This window comes from Pseudoalteromonas sp. GutCa3 (assembly GCF_002836155.1).
GTDB classification, from domain to species: domain Bacteria; phylum Pseudomonadota; class Gammaproteobacteria; order Enterobacterales; family Alteromonadaceae; genus Pseudoalteromonas; species Pseudoalteromonas arctica.
In genome coordinates this window covers 55,724-81,152 of sequence record NZ_PJBK01000081.1, presented here as the reverse complement: position 1 = coordinate 81,152, position 25,429 = coordinate 55,724, and the positions used below count along the sequence as shown (strand labels likewise).

General features: G+C 38.6%; 22 protein-coding genes and 2 tRNA genes. 12 read left to right on the top strand and 12 right to left on the bottom strand.

What is annotated here, in order from left to right; all coding sequences use genetic code 11:
- The first annotated feature begins 19 nt into the window (after positions 1–19).
- The 3 genes from pabB (at position 20) to CXF64_RS15175 (ending at position 3,440) form a co-directional block, all read left to right on the top strand.
- Positions 20–1,378 (top strand): aminodeoxychorismate synthase component I, encoded by a 1,359-nt coding sequence (pabB, locus tag CXF64_RS15185; protein ID WP_024590990.1) that lies wholly within the window; start codon positions 20–22, stop codon positions 1,376–1,378.
- A gap of 6 nt (positions 1,379–1,384) precedes the next feature.
- The gene (locus CXF64_RS15180; RefSeq protein WP_024590991.1) at positions 1,385–1,960 is read left to right on the top strand and encodes an NUDIX hydrolase; all 576 of its coding nucleotides are present in this window, start codon (positions 1,385–1,387) and stop codon (positions 1,958–1,960) included.
- A gap of 103 nt (positions 1,961–2,063) precedes the next feature.
- On the top strand, positions 2,064–3,440 hold the full coding sequence (locus tag CXF64_RS15175; RefSeq protein WP_010555091.1) for an L-serine ammonia-lyase: 1,377 nt from the start codon (positions 2,064–2,066) through the stop codon (positions 3,438–3,440).
- A gap of 77 nt (positions 3,441–3,517) precedes the next feature.
- On the opposite strand, the gene cysB is transcribed toward CXF64_RS15175, so the two are convergent.
- Positions 3,518–4,495 carry an HTH-type transcriptional regulator CysB gene (gene cysB / locus CXF64_RS15170; protein ID WP_002961670.1) on the bottom strand — a complete coding sequence of 326 codons (978 nt, stop codon included), beginning with the start codon at positions 4,493–4,495 and terminating at the stop codon, positions 3,518–3,520.
- A gap of 324 nt (positions 4,496–4,819) precedes the next feature.
- Between cysB and CXF64_RS15165 the strand changes: the two genes are divergently transcribed.
- Positions 4,820–5,578 (top strand): hypothetical protein, encoded by a 759-nt coding sequence (locus CXF64_RS15165; RefSeq protein WP_101217419.1) that lies wholly within the window; start codon positions 4,820–4,822, stop codon positions 5,576–5,578.
- A 75-nt stretch (positions 5,579–5,653) separates the two neighbouring features.
- On the opposite strand, the gene CXF64_RS15160 is transcribed toward CXF64_RS15165, so the two are convergent.
- Positions 5,654–6,946 (bottom strand): NCS2 family permease, encoded by a 1,293-nt coding sequence (locus CXF64_RS15160; RefSeq protein WP_010555089.1) that lies wholly within the window; start codon positions 6,944–6,946, stop codon positions 5,654–5,656.
- 118 nt (positions 6,947–7,064) lie between these two features.
- Between CXF64_RS15160 and CXF64_RS15155 the strand changes: the two genes are divergently transcribed.
- The 3 genes from CXF64_RS15155 to CXF64_RS15145 all read left to right on the top strand — a co-directional run bounded on the left by CXF64_RS15155 (position 7,065) and on the right by CXF64_RS15145 (position 8,779).
- Positions 7,065–7,529, top strand: a complete 465-nt coding sequence (locus CXF64_RS15155) for a tetratricopeptide repeat protein (protein ID WP_007583707.1) — start codon at positions 7,065–7,067, stop codon at positions 7,527–7,529.
- A 297-nt stretch (positions 7,530–7,826) separates the two neighbouring features.
- Complete coding sequence (locus tag CXF64_RS15150; RefSeq protein ID WP_007583705.1) at positions 7,827–8,261, top strand: SulA-like leucine-rich domain-containing protein; 435 nt, start codon at positions 7,827–7,829, stop codon at positions 8,259–8,261.
- 38 nt (positions 8,262–8,299) lie between these two features.
- A complete protein-coding gene (locus CXF64_RS15145) occupies positions 8,300–8,779 on the top strand; it encodes a YchJ family protein (RefSeq protein ID WP_010555087.1) in 480 nt (159 codons plus the stop codon).
- 74 nt (positions 8,780–8,853) lie between these two features.
- On the opposite strand, the gene CXF64_RS15140 is transcribed toward CXF64_RS15145, so the two are convergent.
- The 3 genes from CXF64_RS15140 to CXF64_RS15130 form a co-directional block, all read right to left on the bottom strand.
- Entirely contained in the window at positions 8,854–9,771 is a 918-nt protein-coding gene (locus tag CXF64_RS15140) for a GGDEF domain-containing response regulator (RefSeq protein ID WP_024598317.1), read from the bottom strand.
- 193 nt (positions 9,772–9,964) lie between these two features.
- Positions 9,965–10,267, bottom strand: a complete 303-nt coding sequence (locus tag CXF64_RS15135) for a DUF6172 family protein (RefSeq protein WP_002961433.1) — start codon at positions 10,265–10,267, stop codon at positions 9,965–9,967.
- 179 nt (positions 10,268–10,446) lie between these two features.
- Positions 10,447–10,974 (bottom strand): VC2046/SO_2500 family protein, encoded by a 528-nt coding sequence (locus CXF64_RS15130; RefSeq protein WP_101217418.1) that lies wholly within the window; start codon positions 10,972–10,974, stop codon positions 10,447–10,449.
- Between the two features lie 112 nt (positions 10,975–11,086).
- Here CXF64_RS15130 and CXF64_RS15125 point away from each other — a divergent pair.
- Both CXF64_RS15125 and CXF64_RS15120 read left to right on the top strand, forming a co-directional pair.
- Positions 11,087–11,171: transfer RNA gene (locus CXF64_RS15125), tRNA-Tyr, on the top strand.
- Between the two features lie 49 nt (positions 11,172–11,220).
- Positions 11,221–11,305, top strand: a tRNA-Tyr gene (locus tag CXF64_RS15120).
- A 125-nt stretch (positions 11,306–11,430) separates the two neighbouring features.
- Here the strand turns inward: CXF64_RS15120 and CXF64_RS15115 are convergent.
- Positions 11,431–12,063, bottom strand: coding sequence for a M48 family metallopeptidase (locus tag CXF64_RS15115; protein WP_232783805.1), 633 nt, complete (start codon positions 12,061–12,063; stop codon positions 11,431–11,433).
- Positions 12,064–12,407: 344 nt separating this feature from the next.
- On the opposite strand from CXF64_RS15115, the gene CXF64_RS15110 reads away from it, so the two are divergent.
- The gene (locus tag CXF64_RS15110) at positions 12,408–15,740 is read left to right on the top strand and encodes an MHYT domain-containing protein (RefSeq protein WP_033012540.1); all 3,333 of its coding nucleotides are present in this window, start codon (positions 12,408–12,410) and stop codon (positions 15,738–15,740) included.
- 3 nt (positions 15,741–15,743) lie between these two features.
- A complete protein-coding gene (locus tag CXF64_RS15105; RefSeq protein WP_007581075.1) occupies positions 15,744–16,736 on the top strand; it encodes a response regulator in 993 nt (330 codons plus the stop codon).
- Here CXF64_RS15105 and CXF64_RS15100 read toward each other — a convergent pair.
- Entirely contained in the window at positions 16,733–17,173 is a 441-nt protein-coding gene (locus CXF64_RS15100; protein WP_101217417.1) for a VOC family protein, read from the bottom strand. The two genes, CXF64_RS15105 and CXF64_RS15100, sit on opposite strands and share 4 nt — an antisense overlap.
- A 1-nt stretch (position 17,174) precedes the next feature.
- Positions 17,175–17,906 (bottom strand): HD domain-containing protein, encoded by a 732-nt coding sequence (locus tag CXF64_RS15095; RefSeq protein WP_206007901.1) that lies wholly within the window; start codon positions 17,904–17,906, stop codon positions 17,175–17,177.
- 64 nt (positions 17,907–17,970) lie between these two features.
- Here CXF64_RS15095 and CXF64_RS15090 point away from each other — a divergent pair, with 64 nt between their 5' ends.
- Positions 17,971–19,161, top strand: coding sequence for a class I SAM-dependent methyltransferase (locus tag CXF64_RS15090; protein ID WP_007581068.1), 1,191 nt, complete (start codon positions 17,971–17,973; stop codon positions 19,159–19,161).
- A 30-nt stretch (positions 19,162–19,191) separates the two neighbouring features.
- On the opposite strand, the gene CXF64_RS15085 is transcribed toward CXF64_RS15090, so the two are convergent.
- The 4 genes from CXF64_RS15085 to CXF64_RS15070 all read right to left on the bottom strand — a co-directional run bounded on the left by CXF64_RS15085 (position 19,192) and on the right by CXF64_RS15070 (position 25,145).
- On the bottom strand, positions 19,192–19,488 hold the full coding sequence (locus tag CXF64_RS15085) for a PilZ domain-containing protein (protein ID WP_007581065.1): 297 nt from the start codon (positions 19,486–19,488) through the stop codon (positions 19,192–19,194).
- A gap of 9 nt (positions 19,489–19,497) precedes the next feature.
- The gene (locus CXF64_RS15080; RefSeq protein WP_007581064.1) at positions 19,498–19,878 is read right to left on the bottom strand and encodes a response regulator; all 381 of its coding nucleotides are present in this window, start codon (positions 19,876–19,878) and stop codon (positions 19,498–19,500) included.
- A gap of 75 nt (positions 19,879–19,953) precedes the next feature.
- Positions 19,954–23,841: an ATP-dependent RNA helicase HrpA gene (gene hrpA, locus CXF64_RS15075; protein ID WP_198551146.1), complete on the bottom strand. Its 3,888-nt coding sequence runs from the start codon at positions 23,839–23,841 to the stop codon at positions 19,954–19,956.
- Between the two features lie 272 nt (positions 23,842–24,113).
- Complete coding sequence (locus tag CXF64_RS15070) at positions 24,114–25,145, bottom strand: isoaspartyl peptidase/L-asparaginase family protein (protein ID WP_101217415.1); 1,032 nt, start codon at positions 25,143–25,145, stop codon at positions 24,114–24,116.
- Positions 25,146–25,429: the final 284 nt, after the last annotated feature.

Genomic DNA, 25,429 nt, shown 5'->3' with positions numbered 1-25,429 from the left:
GTTCTTAAAGGGGCAGTAAATGCTAAACAATAAAAAAAATTGTATTAAATTAGGCATAACACAAAACTGCATTGACGTTTTTGCGCATTTTTCACATTTGCCTTATGCAATTCTATTAGATTCTGCAAATAGTAATCATATAAACAGCCGTTTTGATATTATTGCCATTGAGCCGCAAAGTACCCTTGAAGTAAAAAATAATAAAAGCTTTTTAAATAATATGGAAAGTAGTGATAACTGCTTTGAAATTATGAATAATGAGCTTTCGCATCTTGATAAAACAAAAGCCGATTACGATTTACCCTTTAACGGCGGCTGGCTTGGCTACTTTGGCTACGACCTAGGCCGTACAATTGAAAACATCCCCACTCGTGCTATCGAAGATATTAATCTTCCCCAAATGGCTATTGGCCTTTACTTAGATGCCCTTATTTACGACAAGCAGCAACAAAGCTGGTTTTATGTATCGCAGCCAAACACCGATCGATTAGCGCTTTATGAGCAATACTTAAATACACACGCTAACTCCCAAGTTAATACGCAGTCCTTTGCCCTAAACAGCGACTGGCAATCAAATATGAGCGAAACGGAATACGCTGCAAAGTTTGCCCAAATTGAGGAGTATTTAAAAAGTGGCGATTGTTACCAAATTAATTTAGCGCAGCGCTTTAACGCTCAGTTTGAAGGCTCCCCTTGGGCAGCTTATATTAAACTGCGTGAGGCAAATAAAGCGCCGTTTTCAAGCTTTATAAATCACCCTCAAGGAGCTATTTTATCAATTTCTCCTGAGCGCTTTATATCTGTAAACAATAACGTTGTAGAAACCAAGCCTATTAAAGGAACACTGCCGAGAAAAGCAGATGCACTAGAGGATCAACAACAAGCGAAAATACTCGCAGCATCAGCTAAAGATCGCGCTGAAAATGTAATGATTGTTGATTTACTACGTAACGACTTAGGCAAAGTAGCAAAACCTGGCAGCGTTCACGTCCCTTCGCTTTTTGCTATTGAAAGCTTTCCGGCAGTGCATCATTTAGTAAGCACGGTCACCTCAGAACTTGATGAAGGTAAAACAGCGGTCGATCAGCTAAAAGCGGCTTTTCCGGGTGGCTCAATCACCGGTGCGCCAAAAATTAGAGCGATGGAAATAATTGAAGAATTAGAACCGCATCGCCGCAGCATTTATTGTGGTTCAATTGGTTATTTAAGTGCATGTGGAAATATGGATACGAGTATCACTATTCGCACATTGGTGTGCCACAAAGCGCAAATTTACTGCTGGGCAGGTGGCGGAATAGTCGCTGATTCTAAAGTCGAATTGGAATATCAAGAAACTTACGATAAAGTAAATAAAATCCTCCCTTTATTAAAACAGTAGGTCGCTTTGAATAGTGAACACATTATGGCGCGGTTTCTGTTAAGCCCTACAGCTGCGCCAAATCAGTTAAAAGACACACGTAAAAAACGCGCTAGCGCTGTTATGCTGCCAATTATTGATATAGATAACCATGCACATATTTTACTGTGTAAACGCCCTACTTATTTACACCATCACCCTGGGGAGATTTGTTTGCCCGGAGGCAAGTTTGAAGTAAGCGACATTACCCTTCGCACCACAGCACTTCGCGAACTAAAAGAAGAGCTAAATATTGCCCAAAGCAACGTTAATGTATTAGGTCACTTACCTGAGTATTCAACCTTAACGGGTTTTAGTATTAGCCCCTATGTGGGTTTACTCAAAAAAAACACCACCTGGGAAAATGACTATAATGAAGTACAAGCGAGCTTTTTGCTCTCTGTTACTGAATTAAATAACGAAGCTAACTGGCAACCCTTACCTTTTCAACGATTTGGGAAAACGGTTATTTTGCAAGGTTTTAAAACACCGCATGGTTTACTTTGGGGTGCGACTGCAAGCATTATAAAAAACTTTACAAAACAACTCGCCTTACCAGTTTAAATCTTCGTTATTAGTAGTTACACAATCACAATTCCACGTTATCATGCTCGACCGTTCAAAGAGCAGCTTCGTGCTGATAAAACAAAGTAGAGACACACACATTATGATCAGTGCATTTGATATGTTTAGTATTGGTATTGGCCCTTCGTCATCACACACCGTTGGCCCAATGCGCGCATCACGCTTATTTGTTAATGACCTACAAGAACAACAATTATTAGCAAATGTTACCGATATTAAAGTAGAGCTTTATGGCTCTCTTGGTCAAACAGGTGTTGGCCATGGCTCGGGTAAAGCCGTAATTCTTGGTTTAGCCGGTTACGATCCTGAAACAATTGATGCCGATTTAGTCGACGATATTTTAGCAACCATTGAAAAAGATCAGGTTATTTATCTAAACAAAACACACAAAGCCAAATTCCCAAAACAAGGTGCTATTGTTTTTCATCGTCGTAAAACACTGCCTAAGCATTCTAATGCAATGGAAATTATCGCCTCAAACAACGGCGAAAAAGTTTACAGCAAAGTATATTACTCTATTGGCGGTGGCTTCATTGTTACCGACGAAGAGTTTGAAAACGAAAAACAGGCGGCCCTCGATATTAGAGAAGAAAATCCAGCCCCTTTCCCATTTGGTAGCGCAAAAGAACTACTAGAGATGTGTAAAGAGTCTGGGTTTAGTGTTTCTACCTTGATGATGAAAAACGAAAAAACACTGCGCACTGAAGACGAAGTAAAAGACACATTGTTCCATATTTGGAAAGTAATGATGGCTTGTATTGACCGAGGTATGCGCACCGAAGGTATTTTACCTGGCGGCTTAAAAGTAAAGCGCCGTGCGCCCAGCTTATACTTAAAACTAAATATAGAGGTCAGTAACGACCCGCTTCGTGCAATGGACTGGGTTGATTTATTTGCCCTTGCCGTAAACGAAGAAAATGCGGCAGGTGGCCGTGTAGTTACCGCACCAACTAATGGTGCTGCGGGTATTTTACCAGCTGTGCTTATGTACTATCACACATTTGTGAAAGAAGTAGACCGCGATATAGCCACGCGTTATTTATTAACCGCTGCTGCTATTGGTATTTTATATAAAAAGAATGCCTCTATATCGGGTGCCGAAGTAGGTTGCCAAGGTGAAGTGGGCGTTGCGTGCTCTATGGCTGCAGGCGCATTAACAGAAATTGTTGGTGGCAATGTTGTGCAAGTAGAAAACGCAGCAGAAATTGGTATGGAACATAATTTAGGCCTAACGTGCGACCCTGTTGGTGGCTTAGTACAGGTGCCGTGTATTGAACGTAATGCAATGGGCGCTATTAAAGCAATTAACGCTTCACGTTTAGCTATACGTGGCAGTGGCGAGCAAAAGGTATCACTTGATAAAGTGATTAAAACCATGCTTGAAACTGGTAACGATATGAAAACTAAATATAAAGAAACCGCTCGCGGTGGATTGGCTGTTAATATTATCGAATGTTAATCAGCTCGCTATAAAAAGAAAAAGCCGCCTATTTTTAAAATAGGCGGCTTTTTTATTATTCGTTTAATGTAGTGACATTATTTAACGGGTAACTCTATATCTGCAAATAGCTTATCTACGTCATCTTGGTTACGTAATAAGCTTGCTCGCTCCACGCGCTCTTTAGTTAAATGCGGTGCAAAACGTTCGATAAAATCATACATATAAGTACGTAAAAAGCTGCCCTTTCTAAAACCAATTTTGGTCGTGCTAGCTTCAAATAAGTGGCTTGCATCAATACACACTAAATCGGTATCGCTCACTTGATCTATCGCCATTGAGGCAACAACACCAACTCCTAAACCCAGTCGTACGTATGTTTTTATAACATCAGCATCGGTTGCGGTAAATACAATGTGTGGTTCAAGCCCGTGTGCGCTAAACGCTTTATCTAACTCTGAGCGGCCCGTAAAACCAAATACATATGTAATAAGTGGATATTGAGCAATATCAGCCACAGTTAAACTATTTGCCTTTTTAGCCAACGGATGGTCTTTAGCGACAACAATACTGCGATTCCAATGGTAGCAAGGCAGCATAACTAAATCTGAATACAAATGCAGTGCTTCTGTCGCAATAGCAAAATCGGCATCACCGCGTGCTGCAGCATCCGATATTTGCTGTGGAGTACCTTGGTGCATGTGAAGCGATACCGCAGGGTATTTTTTCATAAACCCTTGAATTACGTTAGGCAAAGCATAACGAGCTTGGGTATGTGTTGTAGCAATATTTAACTTACCTTGATCAGGTAGCGTATGCTCATTAGCAACGGCCTTAATACCTTCTACTTTAGAGAGTATTTCACGAGAAATATTAATAATATCTTCGCCGGCACCGGTTACATGCGTTAAATGCTTACCACTGCGACCAAAAATTTGCACACCCAACTCATCTTCTAACATGCGTACTTGTTTAGAAATTCCTGGCTGCGAGGTAAATAAACTCTCAGCAGTCGCTGAAACATTTAATTTATGATTTTGTACTTCTACGATGTATCTGAGTTGTTGTAATTTCATGGCTGCAAATTTTAACGTTATTATTCATATTATTTATAAAGGCAATACCGCTTAAAACCAAGTGTTATTTACGTAAAATAGCACTTTAGGTCTTTAGGTGTGCAATTATCTGATTAGAGCTCAAGGCTAGCATAATAAATATGCTTCAGGTAGCGATGATTATTCAGCTTTAATTTATAAGCCCTTAGGCTTACTGCAGTTTATAAAGAGCTCAACCTATCAATTTTTTGGTATATTTTTTAAGTTAATCGGCGCAAAGCTACCCTGTTAACGTATATTTAATGTAAGATTAAATAATTAGGTTATATATCCGAGAATTACACCATGATCGTTTCTATTATAATAGTGCTTATAGTTGCATTGATTGTGATTGCACTTTGGGTAAGTGCTGTACAACAACACAAAGAAAAACAAGAGGCAGAACGCCGTAAAGAGCTTACAAAACAAAAAGCTATAATAGAAGAAACAGAAGAAGCGCTAATGAATAGTGCTAACATCCCCCTTTCTGAAAATCTAATTCGTACATTACAGCGCCGTATTTACGAAGCCTTAAATACAATGGTTACTAACTCGCAAACATCTAAAGCACTTAAAAGCCGCTTAAGTGAAGCAAAAACGCACTTATCTAATCCAGTTCAAGATAATAGCAGTGAAGCTTTAACGCTACCGAGTAATGACAAACAACTTGTAGGCCTAATTCAAGGTATTAAAAAATTACGCTCAATTTTACGCTCTGAACACAGCAAAGGTCGTATTGATAGCCAAGTTTTTGTTCTTGAAGATAAACGTCTCGAAAAACTACAACTGCGTATTAATATTGAAAGCCAAATAAAACGGGGCCTATCTGCCCGTTCAGCCAGTATGGTTGGCTCTGCAAGACAGTACTTTGAAAAAGCGCAGGCAACACTCAGTGCAGTCACCTACTCTGATGAATACGTAACTTCAAAACGGCTAGAAGTTGAGGGTTACTTAGAAGCAATTAGTGTTGAACTGAGAGCTTCTAATGCAAGCGCACTTAAAAAGAAAACAGAAGAAGAGCAAGACGACTTAGATATACTGTTTGCTCCTAAAAAGAAATGGTAGTGCTTTTATAAAAGCATTAAAAAAGCCTGCACAAATTAAAATTTGTGCAGGCTTTTTTGTATTTTTTGTTAGCTATTAAGACAAAAATGCAAACTTGAAAACAAACAAGGCTGTTAATATCCAAACACTAATACTGACTTGATCTTGCTTACCGCACAAGACTTTAACCGCCGTATAAGATATAAAACCAAGTGCAATACCGTGCGCAATCGAAAACGTTAATGGTGTCATTAGTAATACCACAGTAACAGGAATTGCATCGGTCATATCATCCCAGTTTACAAACTTTAAATTTTGCAGCATCAGAACAGCGACATATAAAATAGCACCTGCCGTAGCATAAGCCGGTACCATTTGTGCAAGCGGTGCAAAAAACATCATTAGTAAAAAGCAAATGCCTACAACTACAGCCGTTAAGCCAGTACGTCCGCCAACAGATACACCAGCGACCGATTCTATATACGATGTAGTCGTAGAAGTACCTAGCATCGCACCTGCAATTGTTGCTGAGCTGTCAGCACTTAATGCGCGCCCTAAACGAGGCATGTTACCTTTTTCATCAGCTAAACCTGCTTTTTGAGTTACCGCAACTAATGTACCCGAAGTATCAAAAAGATCGACAAACAAGAAAGCAAAAATAACACTCATCATTGATATATCAAAAGCGGCTGCAAAATCTAGCTGCATAAAAGTAGGCATTATTGATGGTGGCATAGCCATAACACCGTGATATTCAACAAGCCCCAAACTTAAAGCAATGCCAGTCACTAATAAGATACTAATAAGCACGCCACTTTTAAAATCGCGGTATAAAAGCGCTGCAATTACAAAAAAGCTTAATATAGCCAATAACGGTCCTGGAGAAGTAATGTCGCCCAACTGTACTAATGTTGCCGGGCTTGAGACAATAATGCCTGCATTTTTAAGGGCAATTAATGCTAAAAAAGCACCTATACCCGTTGCGATTGCTCGCTTGAGCACCAGAGGTATGGCATTAATAATCCACTCTCTGACTTTAAATAAGCTTAAAAACAAAAATATACAACCCGACATAAATACAGCCCCTAACGCGGCTTGCCAGGTATAACCCATTCCTAATACGACACCATACGTAAAAAAGGCATTTAGTCCCATACCAGGCGCTAATGCTAATGGATAGTTAGCCCATAAACCCATTATAAAACAGCCTATCGCAGCTGCTATACATGTCGCTACAAATGCAGCCCCTTGATCCATCCCAGCCTCTGCGAGCATAGCCGGGTTTACAAATACAATGTATACCATAGTTATAAAGGTAGTTAGGCCAGCAACGCATTCGCGTTTAACTGTTGAATTATTTTCGCTCAGTTTAAATAAGGCTTCGAACATAATAAACTTGTGATAGTAAAAAGTGGCGAGATTTTAACATAAAAATTATCTTTTACAGGACATTTTACCTTGCTATATACTAAACTGTTAAAGTAGTTAAAATAATAAATGAACCAATATGCTTAAAACAACACCTTGTGAGCAAGACTTAGAGCAACAGCTAGATAATATTTTAGGTTTTGTTACTCAACCCGAAAATACCTCTGTGCCCGTTGATAATAAAAAAGATGAGCAAAGTACGTTAAATAAAGCCCTATATTATTTAAAAAATAATCAAGCTCCATTGGCTGCAAAATGGATGCGACTTGCTGCAATGGCGGGAAACCATAGAGCACAGTTTTATTTAGGTTTATTTTTTGTGAAAGGTGAAGGCGTGCCACAAAGTGTATTTCATGCTGTAGCTTGGTTAAGCTTAGCAAGTAGCCAAGGGTACGCCCCTGCCACTGCAGCGGTTACAGATATACGCAAACATATCGAAACTAAGCGATTTAAAGATGCTCAATGTTATGCGGCAAGTTTGTACGAACAAATCCACCAACTCCAGTTTTCTCATATGATCCCTCGCACGAGTGAAAACACATAAGCTAGCTATAGCAGAAGTACTGTATGCAGTGTAAAAAATACTGTATATGGTTACAAAGATAATCCTATACAGTATAAAACCCCAAAATGAAGACACTGCTCAAAAATTTATTTTTAGAATACCTTCTCAAAAATAATTCCATAACAATCTGATTAATAAAGAATTATAAATTCAAAAAATAAAAACAATGATCAAAAGCTGAATAACTGTACAAATAAATAGCATAAAAGGCTTGCACGAAAGCACTGTATAAACTACTGTATATGAATACTGTATAAAAACCCAGTGAGTGAAATTATGTTACAGCCTATTACCGTAAGAACAGTTAAAAGTTACCAACAAGATGAGCAAAGCGATTGCGTGAATTTGATTCAAATTGAAGATGAAATTTCAGCGACCTTTGAGCTTTTAAAAGTATTACACCAATACAATAGCTCTAATGCATGGACGTTACTAATTGCTCCAGATCACGTACCTAGCAAAGCTTTACTTGACTCATGCTCTATTGATACAAGTAAATTACTTGTTATTAGACAGAAGCACCTAGTAAATTTAGAGTATGTATTAAATTCTGCATTACATAACGGAAACTTTGCAGCGGTAATTACCTGGACCGATATAGTTAATAACCAACTACTTACGAATCTATCGTTCGATTTAAGTAAAACGAATACAAAACTATACTGTTTTACTAAAAAGTCTCAAACAACAGAGATATCACTCGCCCAATAAGCTTGTTAAACTAATGTTTTAGACTTTGTATTATTATTATGACTTCACTCAATACCACATTATGTTTTTGCAGCAGTGGGCACAATTATGCCGATTGCTGCGAGCCGCTTCACTTATCTGTTAAGCAAGCTGACTCTCCTGAACAACTTATGCGCTCACGATTCAGTGCTTATGTTATTAAAAATGCAGAATATGTTTATCAAACCTACGCAAAAGAAAAACAAGCTGAAAATCCGGTTAAAGAAATCAATGATTTTGCTAACAGCTGTCGATTTATAAATCTTGATGTAATTGGGTCAAGCCATGATGGCGATACCGGCACTGTAGAATTTAAAGCCCAATATTTTTATCAAAACTTATTTTGTGAGCTTCACGAAAAATCGCAGTTTATTAAAGAAAACACTCAATGGCGTTATTTAGATGGCACTATATATCCTGTTGAAGATATTAAAGTGGGCAGAAATGATGACTGCCCATGTGGTAGCAATAAAAAGTACAAAAAATGTCATAGCGTGTAATAAATAATCTTATTTAATATTTATCACCTACAAGGTGTTTTTAAGTGGCAAAGTGATTTATTAGCTAGCTAAACTTAAAAACACACTTGGTTACGACCTTGCATTTTGGACTCATACATTTTTTCATCTGCGATCTGCAAGGTGTTTTTGTTATTTACATACGGTTGTAGGGTTGCACCGCCAATACTAATAGTAACAAAGTCATATTCTGAATATCTGTGTAATATTCCTAAATCGACCACATTTTGTTTAATTTTATCAGCAACACAAATTGCACCTTCAGTGCTTGTATGCGGTAGAACAACTACAAACTCTTCGCCGCCGTAACGCGCAACAAAATCGGTTGGCCTTTGCAAACTATTAGTAATAGTTTGTGCAACAAGGTTTAAAACCGTATCGCCTTGCACATGACCATAAAGATCGTTGTATTGCTTAAAGTAGTCTATATCGATGAGTAATAGTGCATAGTCGACTTTTTCTCGTAAGGCGCTTCGTTCCATTTTAGAAAAATGCGCATCAAAATAACGACGATTGAATACCTTTGTTAAATCATCTAGAAATACTTTTTGATTGAGTAAGTCATGTTGAAGTTTCATCGTGATATGGGCGCGCACTCTTCTATATAAAGTTTCCGAGTTAGTTGGTTTCTTTATAAAATCTACAGCCCCTGCTTCCCAGCACTCTTCTTCTTGATTTTCAGAAGAGGTTACAAAAATAACGGGGATATCTTGTGTTTCAGATATATTTTTTAATTTTAGACATGTTTCAATACCACTCATTCCTTCCATATTAATATCGAGTAGTATTATATCTGGCGGATTATGTTTACAAATTTCAATCGCATCCTCACCACAGCTCGTTGTTGTTACACTAAAATGCTCTGATAATATTTTTTTTAATACAATTAAGCTTAATAGCTGATCGTCAACGACAAGTACCTTAGAGCTCTTTAAGCTTAATTTCAATTGGTGGTCAGAGTAATTTATAGGCATGGTACAACTGTTTTATTTTTTTAATTAAACACACCCTATATCACTATATTTTGTTATGCAAATGTTAATAAATTAAAATTATACTTATTAGTTACTAATAAAAATGATTTATGGTGAATCTTTAATGCATAAAAACAAAAAATGAGCCACTTGGGCTCATTTTAAAACTTCGAACACTTAATTAAATTAGGTGTTATTCGTCATCATCTAAATCTAACTGTTGACGTTGAGCAGGTCGAGCTAAAATCTCTACATAGAAAGAGGTCAAACCTTGCTTTTCAATTTCGCCAATTTGGTTACTTAATTCAGCAACGTGCACAACTTGCGCATCTTCAGCTGTGTTACCAAACTTACAGTCAAATGCCCAATAGTCAGCATCTTCAGGTAGCGTTTTATTACGCTCTCTTTTCAAATATTTTTTCACTTCGTGCTTTGCAGCATCAACCATACGAGGGTATTTGATTTTCTCGTGATTTAGCGTGAATGTTTTCTTCATTACGTTCCTAATTACCTTGGTTTAATGATAATGGCATTTCATGTCATACCATTTGACGCCATTATAGCAATTGCATTTAATTTTTGGATGCTTTTTTTTCATTAAATCAATTATTAGCAAATATATAAAGCAGACCCGTTATAAAGCATATATTAACTGGTGATTATTACAATCATATATCACACCGCAATGAGCTGAAGTGGTTGGTGTAATGCATCATTATTAAGGCTGTCGTAAAAAGCAGCTGCATCTATAGGGGGATTAGCTAGTTGGGTTTGTTCGCTTTTAATTCTTCTTCTGACGGCAAGCTCACAGTTATCTATTATATTAAGTGGAATATGCTTGTCATCATTTCTAATCGCAAGTGGTTCAGGGCTTAAGCATTGTCTTAACTTAATACTTGTCATACCGCAGCGCGCTCCTTCTTGAGACATTAATGATGCATTAAATTGTCCAACCAACATATTATATTCATCAGGGGCTAAAAGTTGCTTTGGACCTGCGCCAAATTGCTTTCTTAACGCCTCTTCTTCTATAACTAAATTATCTATTTCAGTTTTTGGTAAATGAAATTGACTAAAGTCGAGTGCGTCATGTGACAGCATCGCTAATAATAGTGCAAATTCGCCACGGCGATTTTCATGCACACTATTATTGAGTCTACTGTTTAACTGACTCTCTGTGATTAACAAATCATCTATTTGCATAGTCTTTAGCCGATTGTGGTAACTGATAGATATTTATCGGCTTTATTTCAATTTTCTTTAGCTTTTTTCTTTACTTAAATACGCAATTTGCTATTATCAGCGCCGTTGCATTGGAGGGGTTCCCGAGCGGCCAAAGGGATCAGACTGTAAATCTGACGGCTCAGCCTTCGCTGGTTCGAATCCAGCTCCCTCCACCACTTTTCTTACCGCTAAGTTAAGTGGGGCCAAATGCAATAAAATTAGTGTGGAGGGGTTCCCGAGCGGCCAAAGGGATCAGACTGTAAATCTGACGGCTCAGCCTTCGCTGGTTCGAATCCAGCTCCCTCCACCACTTCTCTACTATTCCTATATTCCTATATTCCTATATTCCTATATTCCTATATTCCTATATTCCTATATTCCTATATTCCTATATTCCTATATTCCTATATTCCTATATTCCTATATTCAGTAACATCAAAACACCCACTGTAAACTCATACCATTTTGTTTTAACCAATTAGATGATGTTTTGTAATCGGGGAAAAACGCCTCTACTCGCTGCCAAAAAGCTTTGCTATGATTTAAATACTTTAAATGGGCAAGCTCATGAACAATCACATAATCTATAGCGTGGTAAGGAGCACCTATAAGATGTAAATTAAAAGTGAGTTCTCGCTTGCTATTACAACTCCCCCACTTTCGTTTATAAACACCTATTTTTAAATCATTTGGCAACTCTTCACCCATTTGAGTACAGAAATACGCTAAACGCATTTCTATGTAAGCAATAAGCTGCTCTTTTAAATAAGTCTCTAATAGCTGTCGATACTTTTGATTAGTGTTTTTAACTCGAGGAGATATTGTAATAAGTAAGTGGTCATCATACGGGGTTACTTTGGAATCTTGGCCTGAGTCCAATTTCAAATAAATAGTTTCTGAAAAAACACTTATTTTTTTAGACTCAAAGGGGTACTGCTTAGTGTCATCAATTGACGATTGTTTTTTTAATTGTTCTGCAACCCACTCTTGTTTGTCAAATAACCAAGTATCAATGTGTTTTTTTGCAACAAAATGTGGCGCATACACAGTTACCTTTTGACTATGCACTTTTATTGCGACTGTTTTGCGTCTAGTACTCTTTTTTAGTTGATATTCAAACACGACTTAAACTCTAAATATTGCATCCGTTTATATAATCCATATTACCATCAATTTTAAACTCTTAAGCATAAAGTCGCACTTAACTCCTAATCCGCTTTATTATAATAAGCTAGAGATTGAGCCGTCTGTTTTCTTTGAATTGAAAGTTAAATCACTTTATTTACTTCAATAACAAAACAATAAATAAATTTGCTTAAAATTCGTCACTTTATAGCGCGATTAGAAATAACGGTTCATTTATTAGTAAATTAGATTAAACTTGTAAAATAAAGATTATATTTCGAGCCGTTATGCTATCAGCTTTCTTCATTACAGACCAAGATCCAAGCCTAATACTTAATGGGGTTTACGACCCTCTTCTAGTCTCAATGTCTGTATTAATAGCCATTTTTGCTGCTTTTTTTACTACTAAGCTCATTGATTTAGCAAAAGAGACTAAATTCCCTCGTTATCAACGTTTAGCAAATATAACTGCAGCAACTGTATTTTCTTCTGGTATTTGGAGTATGCACTTTATAGGTATGTTAGCTTTTTCGCTATGTACTAATATAAGCTACGATCCAACAATCACACTACTCTCTTTTCTTCCTGCTTTATTAGCATGTCAGTATGCGGTATCAATACTTGTAAATAGTGATGGAAACTTTAGAGTGCTCAGCATTTGCTCCATCTTACTTGGGGCTGGTATTGGTACAATGCATTACAGCGGTATGGCTGCAATGGAGCTTTCCCCAATGTTGCGCTATGACCCACTGACCTTTGGCCTTTCAATTTTAGTTGCCGTCGCTCTTTCGTTTATAGCGTTATATAGCCGCTTTAATCTTGAAAAATTTTTTCCAAAATTATCATACCTACAAAATAGAGCCATCAGCGCTATTATATTAGGCTTTGCTGTTGCTGCTATGCATTATATGGGCATGGCATCTACACGCTTTGTTGCAACATCCCCTCTTTTATATGACGACGCAAATGCTTCTGCTGGGCTCACTTTTGTAGCCATCGCGGTTGCAACTGCAACGATTGCCATTACAAGCGTAGTAGCGGTACTTAATGGCATGGTCAGATATAAAATGTTACTTGAAGAAAAGTCAGCCGACGAGTCTCGCTTAAACGCAATTTTAGGCACAGCCATTGATGGAATCGTAACGATTGATCACACCGGCATTATTTTGAGCTTTAACGAATCAGCCAGTAAAATTTTTGGCTGGCACGAAAATGAAGTACAAAATCATAATATTAAAATGCTAATGGATGATGCTATCGCGATGCATCACGATAGCTACCTTTCTAAAGCTAAAAATATTGATTTAGGTAAAGTAATCGGTGTTAACCGTGAAATTTTTGCAAAGCATAAAAATGGCCACTTATTCCCGATTCGTTTGGGGATTGGAGAAGTTAATCAGCCAGGGCAAAATCCTCTATACGTAGGCTTCATAACAGACTTATCAGAGCAACGAGCTTTACAAAAAAGCCTTGAAGAAAAAGAGCAAAAGTATCGCTCTTTAATGGATAACATGCCAGGTGTGGCTTTTAGGTGTAAATTTGATGATAACTGGACCATGCTTTTTATCAGCCCGAGCATCAACGAGTTAACGGGTTATAACCCTAATGAATTTACTGAACATTGCATTGAATTTAACGATCTAGTTTTAAAATCAGACCAGCAACCTATTGTAGATGCCGTCACAAAAGCCGTAGAAGAGAAACGTCAGTATTCAATCGAATACAGAATTCGCCACAGAAGCGGTAAAATCTTATGGCTTTTAGATAAAGGCAGCATCGACTTTGATACCCAAGGCCAAGCAAAGTGGATTGATGGTGTTTTAGTTGATATTACAGAACGCAAAGAATATGAAGAAAAACTAGAGCAAGCTAAATTCAAAGCTGAAGAAGCTGCTTATGCAAAGCAATCTTTTATGGCTAATATGAGCCATGAAATACGCACCCCAATGAATTCTATAATAGGTTTTAGCGATCTATTAATGGATACCCCACTTGATCAAGAACAACAAAAGCATTTAGTTACCGTAAATAATGCAGCGCGTTCATTACTTAGATTATTAAATGAAATTCTCGATTCCGCAAAACTAGAGCGCGGTAAGCTCACTATTGAGCCAATACACTTTAGTTTAAAGCCAGTAATAGACAGTATTATTTCTACTTTTTGGTTAGAAGCTAAAAAGAAAGATTTAGAACTTAAACTTCATATTAAAGAATCAGTAAGTGCTACTTATTACGGTGACCCAGATCGACTCAGGCAAGTACTTACTAATTTAATTGGTAATGCTATTAAGTTTACCGAAAAAGGCTCTGTTACCGTAACTGTTGCTATAACACAAAATCAGCATCTGTTTTTTGAAGTGCAAGATACCGGTATTGGTATTGCAAAAGATCGTATTCAAGCAGTGTTTCAACCTTTCGAACAAGCCGATGGTACTACTACTCGCCGTTTTGGTGGTACAGGTCTTGGTACTACCATAAGCAAACAACTTGTAGAGCTTATGGGCGGAACAATAAACTTAGTAAGTGAGCTAGGTAAAGGCACCTGCTTTTACTTTTCATTGCCGCTTACTTTAGGTGACGAAACTAAAATAGATCATTTTGATGGTCTACACACACAACTGCCTGCACTTAGGGTGTTAGTAGTTGACGATATAGAGCAAAATACAGAACTACTTTCTTTACTCCTGTCACGCGATCAACATGCAGTTACCAAGGCATCTAACGGACTTGAAGCGATTAAAGTATTTGAAGAACAAGACTTTGATGTCATTTTAATGGATATACATATGCCATTGTGTGATGGCATAGAGGCAACACAAAAAATAAGAGCAATAGAAAATCAAAGACAAATTAAATACACGCCAATTATCGCGCTCACAGCCAGTGTATTACAACAAGATAAGCTTACGGCTAAAAAAGCAGGCATGAATGGCTTTGCAAATAAACCCGTCGATATAAATCAGCTAAACCAAGAAATAGCACAAGTGCTTGGTCTTGGTATTGCAAAAGAAATGGTTATATCGCAAAGCGATCCTAAAGCGCAGCATATAGATTTTGAAAAAGGGTTAGCCCTTTGGGGTTCTAAATGTAAGCAACTTACAGAGATTACTAAATTTATTAGTGACAGTAATAAACGGTTCGAAACATTATTCAGTGATAAATTATCAAATATAAAAGATGTCGATAGCACCATTCACACACTTAAAGGTGTTGCTGGTAACTTAGGCCTAATAACATTAATGAAGTTATTAACCGATTTAGAGCAAAAACAAAGTGACGCTAAAGTTATTAGTACTTTAGACGATATAAAAAACGAGCTACTTGTCATCTCACAACTGCTGTCATCTAATACTTGCGATAAGCCAAGTAGTAAGCCTGAAGATAATAGTTCTGACACGCTATCAATTGATGAAATTAAGTCACTGTGTAAGACGCTTTATCAAGATGCACAAAACGCAGAGCTAAATGATGAGCTATTAGCAAAGCTGCAACGCGGCGCACCTGCTAACTGTCAAGATGATGTTGATGCTATAGCCGAGGCCTTTGATGAATTTGATTTTGATAAAGCACACGTAATACTAGAAACCTTACTTGAAAAACTAACAAACAATGAGTATTAATTAATGGATTTTACAACAGATAGGCCACGAGTATTAATTGTTGACGATGAGCCTGCAAATCTAAAAGTAATGCGCGAAGTGTTAGGTAATCAATATCGTATGTCGTTTGCTAAATCGGGTGATGCCGCATTGGCACTACTTGAAAAAGAACTACCAAAGCTAATTTTGCTCGACATAATGATGCCAGATATGAATGGGTTTGAAGTCTGCCAGCGGGTAAAAAACAATCCTAAAACGTCTCATATCCCCATTATTTTTGTGACAGCTTTGGGGGACGAAAATGATGAATTTAAAGGTTTTGAACTTGGTGCCGTAGATTATATTACTAAGCCAATAAGCCCTGCTATTGTAAGAGCTAGAGTTAAAACTCACTTATCGCTAGTGCAAGCTGAGCAATTAAAACAAGCACATGTAGATTTAGTACAACGTCTAGGCCGTGCTGCTGAATATAAAGATACTGACACTGGCGAACATATAGTGCGTATGAGCCAATACAGCAAAGTATTAGCATTAGCGCTAGGTATGGATGAGCAAAGTGCAGAGCTTTTACGCCAAGCCGCCCCAATGCACGATGTTGGGAAAATAGGTATCCCTGATGCTATCTTACTCAAGCCAGGAAAGTTAACTTCTGAAGAGTTTGAACATATGAAGAAACACGCCATAATTGGTGCACAAATATTAGCAAATTCTTCATCGCCATTATTACAACTCGCTCATAAACTTGCTATTGAACACCACGAAAAATGGGATGGTTCAGGCTATCCTAACGGGATCAAAGGCGAAGAAATATCAATTGAAGGTAGAATTGTTGCCGTTGCTGACGTTTTTGATGCTCTGACTTCAAAACGCCCTTATAAAGAGGCATGGAGTGTAGAGAAAACAGTTTTGCATATGCAAGAGCAAGCAGGAGCTCATTTTGATCCCGCTCTAATCGAACTATTTGTGAAAAAATTAGACGATATTCTTGCTATAAAAAATTCAAATCAAGAAAGCTAATTCTTTTTAGCGCTGTGAGAGCCAAGCTCAACATTTGGATAGTAAGACTTTATATAACGATAGTCATGTGACGTAATTTCATGGCTATTACCGCTTTCATCTTTAAAGTACATAGAAAACGTTACACCATGATCTGCTAAAACTACTTTTGTATTTAAACCCTCAAGATGATTACGCCATTGAATAAATTGATCCCCTGAGGCCAAAAATGCAATCCCTTTACTACGCCCCTCACCTTCAAAAAGTGCTAAACGAGTTGTTGAACTAGTATCTTCAAGTGTTAAAGGGCCGCGTCCGTCCTCATCCCAAAAGGCAAGCTCGGGTACTACACTAAAACCTAAAACACGCTCATACCACTTAACGGCATCAATCAAGTTATCAACATTTAAATGGCAATGATCAATCCCAGATAATTTAGGTATGCTTGTATTATTCACGTTACTCACCTATTTCTGACTTTAATTGCTCTAAAAAGTCATGCATATACCTTGTACGTCTATTCGCTTCTGCTTTAGCAGATGGCGTATTCATACTATCGGCAATATGTAATAACTTTATAAAAAAGTGATCAAGCGTGTATGTTTTATCATCAGCCTCGCGTTCAATACAAAAAGGGTCTTCTGGGTTATACAATAACCGAGAAATTGATCCGCCTACTTTCATGCATCGACTCACTCCAATAGCGCCCAATGCATCCATTCTGTCAGCATCTTGTACTATTTGCGCTTCAACTGTTTTAATTTTTATATTTGCGCTGAAACTATGAGCGGCAATGGCATGATGAATCTCATCAAAAAGTGACTCGTCATAATTAATAGATTTTAAAAATTCCAATGCCTTATCGGCTGCCATAGTAGAGGCTTTTGCACGATCAGGATGATTTTTAGCCACCGCCACACAGTCATGCATCCACGCTGCAGGGAGTACTACTGACATGTTTGCCTGCTCCGCATTACATAACTGTATTGCAACGCGCACCACTCGCTCTATATGAGTAATATCGTGAGCTACATCGGCATGCACTAAAGAGGTTATAAATTCTCTACATTGTGAATTAAGTATTTTTAAATCGGGGCTTAAAACGGCGTCAGGCACTATTAGGTTCCAAAAGCTAATGAATCGATAAATTATCCGTACTTTACCGTGCTTTATGCCCACCTTGCAAAACATTCATTGTATGTTGCTCCTTGCTTGACTAAAATACAGCGCTTATTTATTACTACTGAGAAGCCTTATGTCATCTGCCGTTTACCTACAAGCTGGTCGCGATAAATCATTAAAAAGAAAACACCCTTGGTTATTTTCAAAAGCCATCAAAAAAATTAAAGGTAAACCTGGATTAGGCGACACAGTAACGATTCACGATAGCGAAGGTAAGTTTTTAGCAACTGCTGCTTACAGCCCTCACTCACAAATTCGCGCACGTGTTTGGAGCTTTGACGAAAAAGAAGTCATCGATCAAAACTTTTTTGAACGCCGTTTACGCCGCTCATTAGAAGCACGTAGCCAAGTAATTGAAGAAGGCGGGCTCACAGGCTTTAGATTATGTGCTGCGGAGTCTGATTACTTACCAGGCGTTACAATCGATAAGTTTGATAACGTGTTAGTGTGTCAGCTACTAAGTGCGGGTGCCGAGCGTCATAAAGGCGAGATTGTTGGCGCGTTGATGTCTATTTTCCCAGGCTCTAGCATATACGAGCGCTCAGACGTAGAAGTACGCACTAAAGAAGGCTTAGAGCCAATAAAAGGCGCTCTTTGGGGTAATGAACCAACACAGCCGGTACTTATTGAGGAAAACGGTTTTAAAATTGAAGTCGATATAATTGATGGACATAAAACGGGCTTTTATTTAGACCAACGCGATAGCCGCGCCGCACTTGAGCGTTTTTCAAAGGGTAAAACGGTACTTAACTGTTTTAGTTATACAGGTACATTTTCGTTGTACGCCCTGCGTGGTGGATGTGAGCATGTAACTAACGTAGATGTATCTCAACCCGCTTTAGATACAGCAAAACGTAATGTTGAACATAATAACTTAGATTTAAATAAAGTAAGTTTTGTTAAGCAGGACGTATTTAAGTTACTACGCCAATACCGCGACGAAGGTAGACAGTTTGATACCATCGTAATGGACCCACCAAAGTTTGCTGATAATAAAGCGCAGCTAACCGGTGCGTGTCGTGGTTATAAAGATATCAATATGATTGCCATGCAAATACTAAAACCAGGTGGAACATTACTAACGTTCTCATGCTCTGGTTTAATGGAACAAAACTTATTTCAAAAAGTAGTAGCCGATGCAGCACTTGATGCAGGTAAAGACCTACTTATAATGGAGCGATTAAACCAGGCAGCTGATCACCCAATTGCTGGCAGCTACCCTGAAGGCTTTTACTTAAAAGGCTTAATCTGTAAGGTTTTTTAATATCTACTATTGAGTTTAACTGGATTCAAGTTAGTTAAACTGAATGATTTCAAGACCTGCTGTTACCGTGCCATCATCTTCTTTGCTGGCACGTATTACTTTTGCTGTTGCATTTAAAGGCGCAATACTTGGGTGAGTCGAATCAATGTTCACCGTCAGTAATGTATTAGGTTCAAGTAATTCATCTAAATGAATTGATAAACCTGTTGCGCTTAAATCCACGCACTCTGCGGCAAAACTTAAACCCGCTATTGGTTCTATCGTTGTTAAATTTGCAGGTGTATTGATCTGCATGCGTCTAAAATTTCGCTTATCATCAGTAAACATACGTTACCTCTAAAAAACCGTGTTAATTTCTTCCAACAAAGCACCCACTGAAAATGGCTTTACAACATATGCGTTACAACCAGCGTCAAACCCTGCTTGTTTTTCAGATGGAGACTCTAGGCCCGATACCATAACAACAGGAATATTTTTTGTTTCAGGTGTGTGTTTTAGCATTCGGCATGTATCATAACCATCAAGACCAGGCATACAAACATCAAGCAAAATTATATCTGGCGGACTCGCAATTGCCGATGCAAGACAGCTTTGCCCTGAATCTGCATAACTAACATCAAATTTCGACGCGAGTGCTGCTTTGAGCATTTCAAAATTAAAATACTCGTCGTCTACCACTAAAAGTCGCTTTGTTTTATGTTCAATCGATGAGGACATAACTATGTCACTTCCTTTTCAAAACAAAAATAAATCCTCCTATTAAGGTACTAAGCTTAATAGAAAATGCAAGTTTTATTCTATCTCTTTTATCGCATTAAGTACTCGCTTAGCCGAAATTGGGTAAGGAGTTCCAAGCGTTTGAGCAAATAACGACACTCTAAGCTCTTGTTGCATCCAAAAAATAGCGGTTACTTCTTGTGGAATAGGCAAGCCTTTAGGCGTTTTATTAACTACTTTTTTGTACTCTTGAGCAACTTTATCCAACTCTAGTACGCATAACCTATCACGATTTGGATCCACAGGCAGCTTCTCTAAACGTTTTTGAATCGCTTTTAAATAACGAATTAAATCCGTTATTTTATCTGCGCCATGCGCGCTCACAAAACCTTTAAATATAAGTGACTCAAGCTGTGATTTTATATCGCCATGCGCAGTTATCATGGTTAAATCAACGCGCCCTTTCATTTTTTTATGCAGTGCGTGCGCAATACTTAATACTTGCTCAACTTGCGTTGCAATCGATACAACGGCATCACCGAGCTCACCTCGTATTTGCTCTTTTACTGTTTCAAATGCTTTTTCATCGCGTATATCGCCGTGTTTCACTAATAAGCTATCAACACCTGCGGCAATACAGTCATCAATTAAATCAGCTATTTTACCAAATGGGTTAAAGTACAAACCCAGCTTTGCCTTATTCGGTAAGTTTTGTTGTAAGTACTTAATTGGCGACGGCACATTTAACAATACTAAACGGCGCAAACCTTGTTGATGTGCTTGCTGCGCTTTTGCTTCACTATCAAAAAGCTCCACTGCAGCGACTGATTTTTTATCCACCAGCGCAGGGTATGCTTTTATTTCGTATTGACCTTGTTTTTTAACATATGAAGCTGGCAGCTCACCAAAGTCCCATTGTGTTAGGTCTGATTTTTCAATGCCTTTATCGGCTACTTTAGACAGTGTTTCGGTTACTTCACCTTGCAGCTCTGCTTTAAGTTTGGCTAAATCAAGTCCACGAGCAAGTAACTTATCGTGTTCATCACGTACTTCAAACTGCAATCGTAAATGCGGTGCAAGCGCGGTTAAATCCCACGCTTCTGCATCAACTCTCACACCTGTCATTCTTAATAAACGCGTAGCTAAAGCATCAATTAAGCTACCTTGCATTGGCTCAATAGCTGCAAGTACTGCATCTGCGTAATTTGGTGCTGGCACAAAATTACGGCGAAGCGATTTAGGCAATGACTTTATAAGCCCACTTATTAGCTCATGTCTAAATGCAGGTATATGCCAGTCAAAACCAATCTCTTGTACTTGATTCAACAGTGCTACCGGTATTTGCACCGCAACACCATCAACCGCTTGCCCTGGGTCAAAATGATAAGCAAGCGGTAATATAATATTGTCTTGCTGCCATGTGTCAGGGTAGTCAAACTCAGTGATATTACTTGCACCATGCTGCATTAGCTCTTCACGGGTCATGTGTAAGTAATGTTTATTTTGTTGTTTTTGTGTTTTATACCATTTTAAAAATGCAGCGCGGTTATTAATTTCTTTGGGTATTTTTTTATCGTAAAACTCAAATAACGTTTGCTCATCAACTAAAATATCACGACGACGAGACTTATTTTCCAGTACTTGAATATCCTCAATAAGCTCACGGTTAAACGCTAAAAAGCTCTCATTTAAGCCCAGCTCTTGCTCAACTAATGCGGTGCGTACAAAAAGCTCTCGACTCACTTTAGGGTCAATATTGCTATAAACACAGCGGCGTTTATTTACAACAAGTAGGCCGTACAAAGTTTGCTGCTCAAACGCGATTACCGCACCTGGCTTTTTCTCCCAATGTGGCTCTGTATAGCTACGTTTTACTAAATGCTGCGCTAATGGTTCTACCCAGTTAATGTCTATTTTTGCATTTGTGCGGGCATATAATTTACTGGTTTCTACCAGCTCTGCCGACATAATCCATTTAGGGCTCTTTTTAAATAAACCTGAACCCGGAAAAATATGAAACTGACTATTACGTGCACCTTTGTATATTTGCTTCTCATCTTTAAAGCCAATATGGCTCAGCATTCCGCTTAATAACGCTTTATGAACAAGTTCGCCATCAGCCGCTTGGCTGGTTGCTTTCATGCCCATTTCGTTACACACAGTACTTATTTGATAAACAATATCTTGCCACTCACGCAGACGCATATAGGCTAGGAAATCTTTTTGACACAGCTTTCTAAACTGGCCGTTAGTCAGCTCGCTTTGCTGCTCTTCTAAGTAATTCCATAAGTTCAAAAAAGCGATAAAGTCTGAATCTGGGTCGTCAAAGCGACCGTGTTTTTCATTGGCTGCAGCACGTTTTTCTTGCGGGCGTTCGCGTGGATCTTGAATCGACAACGCCGCCACAATAACAATCACTTCACGCAATGCGCCAAGTTTGTGAGCTGTGAGCACCATTTTAGCTAAACGAGGGTCTACCGGTAATCGGCTGAGTTCTCTACCTGAAGCGGTTAAACTCGTTTTACTATCACGTTTGTCTGGTTTTACTGCTTGTAGTTCTTCTAATAACGATAAACCATCACTTATATTACGGCTATCTGGCGCTTGCACAAACGGAAATTGCGCCATATCACCAAGCCCGAGTGCCAACATTTGCAAAATAACTGAGGCAAGATTAGTACGCAGTATTTCAGGGTCGGTAAACTCTGGGCGCGATAAAAAATCATCCTCAGAGTACAAGCGAATACAAATACCCGCTTCAACACGTCCACAACGACCCATACGCTGATTAGCACTTGCTTGCGATATAGGTTCTATTGGCAGGCGCTGAACTTTTGTACGATAACTGTAGCGGCTTATACGCGCAGTACCTGGGTCTATTACATAACGAATACCCGGCACAGTTAGTGACGTTTCGGCTACGTTGGTCGATAAAATAATATGACGACGAGAATGTGGCGCAAATATACGGTTTTGCTCTGCGTTAGATAAGCGCGAGTAAAGTGGCAATACATCTGTGTGTTTTAAATTACGCTTGCTAAGTGCATCAGCGGTATCGCGTATTTCACGCTCACCGTTTAAAAATATCAGTATGTCGCCAGGACCTTCCGCGCACAATTCATCAACAGCATCAAAAATACCTTGTAGCTGATCGCCCTCGGCTTCCATATCTTCTTTATTAATATCGGCCGTTGGGTTGTAACGCACATCAACAGGGAAAGTACGACCCGATACTTCTATAATAGGCGCATCATCAAAATGCTTTGAAAAGCGCTCAGGATCGATGGTTGCAGACGTAATTATTATTTTTAGATCGGGACGTTTTGGAAGTAGGTTTTTTAAGTAACCTAAAATAAAGTCGATGTTTAAACTACGCTCGTGCGCTTCATCTATAATTATGGTGTCGTATTGGTTTAAAAAACGATCTTGCTGAATTTCTGCCAGTAAAATACCGTCAGTCATTAGTTTAACGTACGTATTATTAGAAACCTGATCGCTAAAACGAATTTTAAAACCGACTTGCTGACCAAGTTCGCACTTCATCTCTTCAGCAATACGGTTAGCCACCGTTCGCGCTGCTAATCGGCGTGGTTGAGTATGGCCTATTAAGCCATCAACACCACGGCCAAGCTCTAAACACATTTTAGGTATTTGAGTTGTTTTACCTGAGCCCGTCTCACCGGCAATAATAACCACTTGGTTATTTGCAATGGCGTCTTTAATTGTTTCCTTTTTTTGACTTACTGGCAATTGCTCAGGGTAAGTCACTTTAGGAAGGCCCGCTAAGCGTTTATCACGTAATTCTTGGCTACGGGTTATATCAGCCGCTATTTTTTCAAGCGCGTTGGCATGCTTGTTTTCATCCGTTATTTTTTTTACGCCATGTAAGCGTTTTTTGAAAATGAATTGATCTTTTTTCAAGCACGTTTTTAGCTCGCCAAACAACTGACCTAGGTTTACCACCCGCATACCTTATAAAATTAGTTAAAGAGCCATAATTGTATCAAATTAAACGGCCGGGGTTAATCCTACAAAATGCATAACACGGGGTTGTTTGTTATATAAACGCTGCGATTCACCTAAACTGCGAATAATAAATCTATCTCAAGCAGTTATTTTCAGCGCTAACTGCACTGAAAATAACTGGCTAGCAATAAATGAATTAAAATATCATTGTGGTTCAATATGTTAGTAAATCTCTTAACCAGAGTTGAGGTTAATTAAATTACTTTGGCTTATTCGTCGTTAAAAATGCCCACGTAGGTCGCTTGCGTATTCGATTTACTTGCCCGATACATGCCAGAGGTATTAAACGGCAAGCTAATATTCCCCTTAGTATCAATAATAATAACGCCACCAGTGCCACCAATTGGCTTAAGCACACCGTTTATAACTTCATCTCCAGCTTCAGCTATGGTTTTACCTTGATACTTAACACGCGCACATATATCGCTCGCTACGTTATAGCGAATAAAATATTCACCGTGCCCTGTTGCTGATACTGCGCACGATTCGTTTTCAGCAAATGTCCCAGCACCAATTACCGGCGCGTCACCTACACGGCCATAACGTTTTGCCGTCATACCACCTGTGGATGTACCTGCCGCTAAATTACCGTTTTTATCAAGCGCCACTGCGCCAACCGTGCCCATTTTGTAAGAGTTAGGCAATGCTTTGTGCGCGGCTTGGTACTCTTTACTGGTTGCTTTGGCTTTATCTAATTTTTGTTTTGCTTTTAAAAGCGCTTTGTAACGAGGCTCGGTATCAAATAAGTTATTTTCGACAAGTTCAACACCTTGCTCTTTAGCAAACTCCTCAGCGCCTTGCCCACTAAGCATTACGTGTACAGAGTTATCCATGACCAAACGCGCTAATTTAATCGGGCTCTCAATATGCTTTACACCCGCAACGGCGCCTGCTTCACGGTTTCGACCATCCATTATGGATGCATCAAGCTCATGCCCGCCATCGTAAGTGTATACCGCTCCACGCCCTGCATTAAAATAAGGCGATTGCTCTAATACTGTAATTGCCGCAGTTACCGCATCTAAACTTTCACCGCCTTGGTGCAATACTTTATAACCTGTCTCTACAGCCTCTGTTAATTTAGCGCGGTACTGCTTTTCTTGGGCGGGTGTAAATCGTGCTTTTTCTATTGTCCCTGCCCCACCATGAATCGCAATGGCAAAAGGAGTCTCTGCAGCGAATACGCTATTACTTAAAGCAAAAAGGCTGCTCGCAAGAATTGCTAATAAGGGTGTTTTCATAATGAGCTCTTTTATGGGAAAGTTATAAACTAATGTGAATGGTTGCGGGCTTAATTTCAACTAAAGTGAGTTTAATGGCATAAAAAAAGCGCCTTAAGGCGCTTTTTAAAATTTTACGTGTTTGTAATACCAATTTTATTAAAAACATGGTCATTCTAGCGTATTAAATAGCTCACTAACTACGTTGAAAATTATTTATATAGAACAACTATGTATCATAATTTTAGCCTTGTTATTGAGCCATTTTCTTATCGCTATAATAGATCACTAATTTAATGCAATTG

Bases quoted from the DNA above. Each gene is read 5' to 3' on its own strand.
- CXF64_RS15095 (WP_206007901.1), bottom strand. From the start codon at position 17,906: ATGTTTTGCAAGGTGGGCATAAAGCACGGTAAAGTACGGATAATTTAT.
- CXF64_RS15160 (WP_010555089.1), bottom strand. From the start codon at position 6,946: ATGTTCGAAGCCTTATTTAAACTGAGCGAAAATAATTCAACAGTTAAA.
- CXF64_RS15090 (WP_007581068.1), top strand. From the start codon at position 17,971: ATGTCATCTGCCGTTTACCTACAAGCTGGTCGCGATAAATCATTAAAA.
- CXF64_RS15080 (WP_007581064.1), bottom strand. From the start codon at position 19,878: ATGTCCTCATCGATTGAACATAAAACAAAGCGACTTTTAGTGGTAGAC.
- CXF64_RS15150 (WP_007583705.1), top strand. From the start codon at position 7,827: ATGTTACAGCCTATTACCGTAAGAACAGTTAAAAGTTACCAACAAGAT.
- cysB (WP_002961670.1), bottom strand. From the start codon at position 4,495: ATGAAATTACAACAACTCAGATACATCGTAGAAGTACAAAATCATAAA.
- CXF64_RS15110 (WP_033012540.1), top strand. From the start codon at position 12,408: ATGCTATCAGCTTTCTTCATTACAGACCAAGATCCAAGCCTAATACTT.
- CXF64_RS15130 (WP_101217418.1), bottom strand. From the start codon at position 10,974: ATGCAAATAGATGATTTGTTAATCACAGAGAGTCAGTTAAACAGTAGA.
- CXF64_RS15135 (WP_002961433.1), bottom strand. From the start codon at position 10,267: ATGAAGAAAACATTCACGCTAAATCACGAGAAAATCAAATACCCTCGT.
- CXF64_RS15085 (WP_007581065.1), bottom strand. From the start codon at position 19,488: ATGTTTACTGATGATAAGCGAAATTTTAGACGCATGCAGATCAATACA.
- CXF64_RS15155 (WP_007583707.1), top strand. From the start codon at position 7,065: ATGCTTAAAACAACACCTTGTGAGCAAGACTTAGAGCAACAGCTAGAT.
- CXF64_RS15175 (WP_010555091.1), top strand. From the start codon at position 2,064: ATGATCAGTGCATTTGATATGTTTAGTATTGGTATTGGCCCTTCGTCA.
- pabB (WP_024590990.1), top strand. From the start codon at position 20: ATGCTAAACAATAAAAAAAATTGTATTAAATTAGGCATAACACAAAAC.
- CXF64_RS15145 (WP_010555087.1), top strand. From the start codon at position 8,300: ATGACTTCACTCAATACCACATTATGTTTTTGCAGCAGTGGGCACAAT.
- CXF64_RS15140 (WP_024598317.1), bottom strand. From the start codon at position 9,771: ATGCCTATAAATTACTCTGACCACCAATTGAAATTAAGCTTAAAGAGC.
- CXF64_RS15105 (WP_007581075.1), top strand. From the start codon at position 15,744: ATGGATTTTACAACAGATAGGCCACGAGTATTAATTGTTGACGATGAG.
- CXF64_RS15165 (WP_101217419.1), top strand. From the start codon at position 4,820: ATGATCGTTTCTATTATAATAGTGCTTATAGTTGCATTGATTGTGATT.
- CXF64_RS15070 (WP_101217415.1), bottom strand. From the start codon at position 25,145: ATGAAAACACCCTTATTAGCAATTCTTGCGAGCAGCCTTTTTGCTTTA.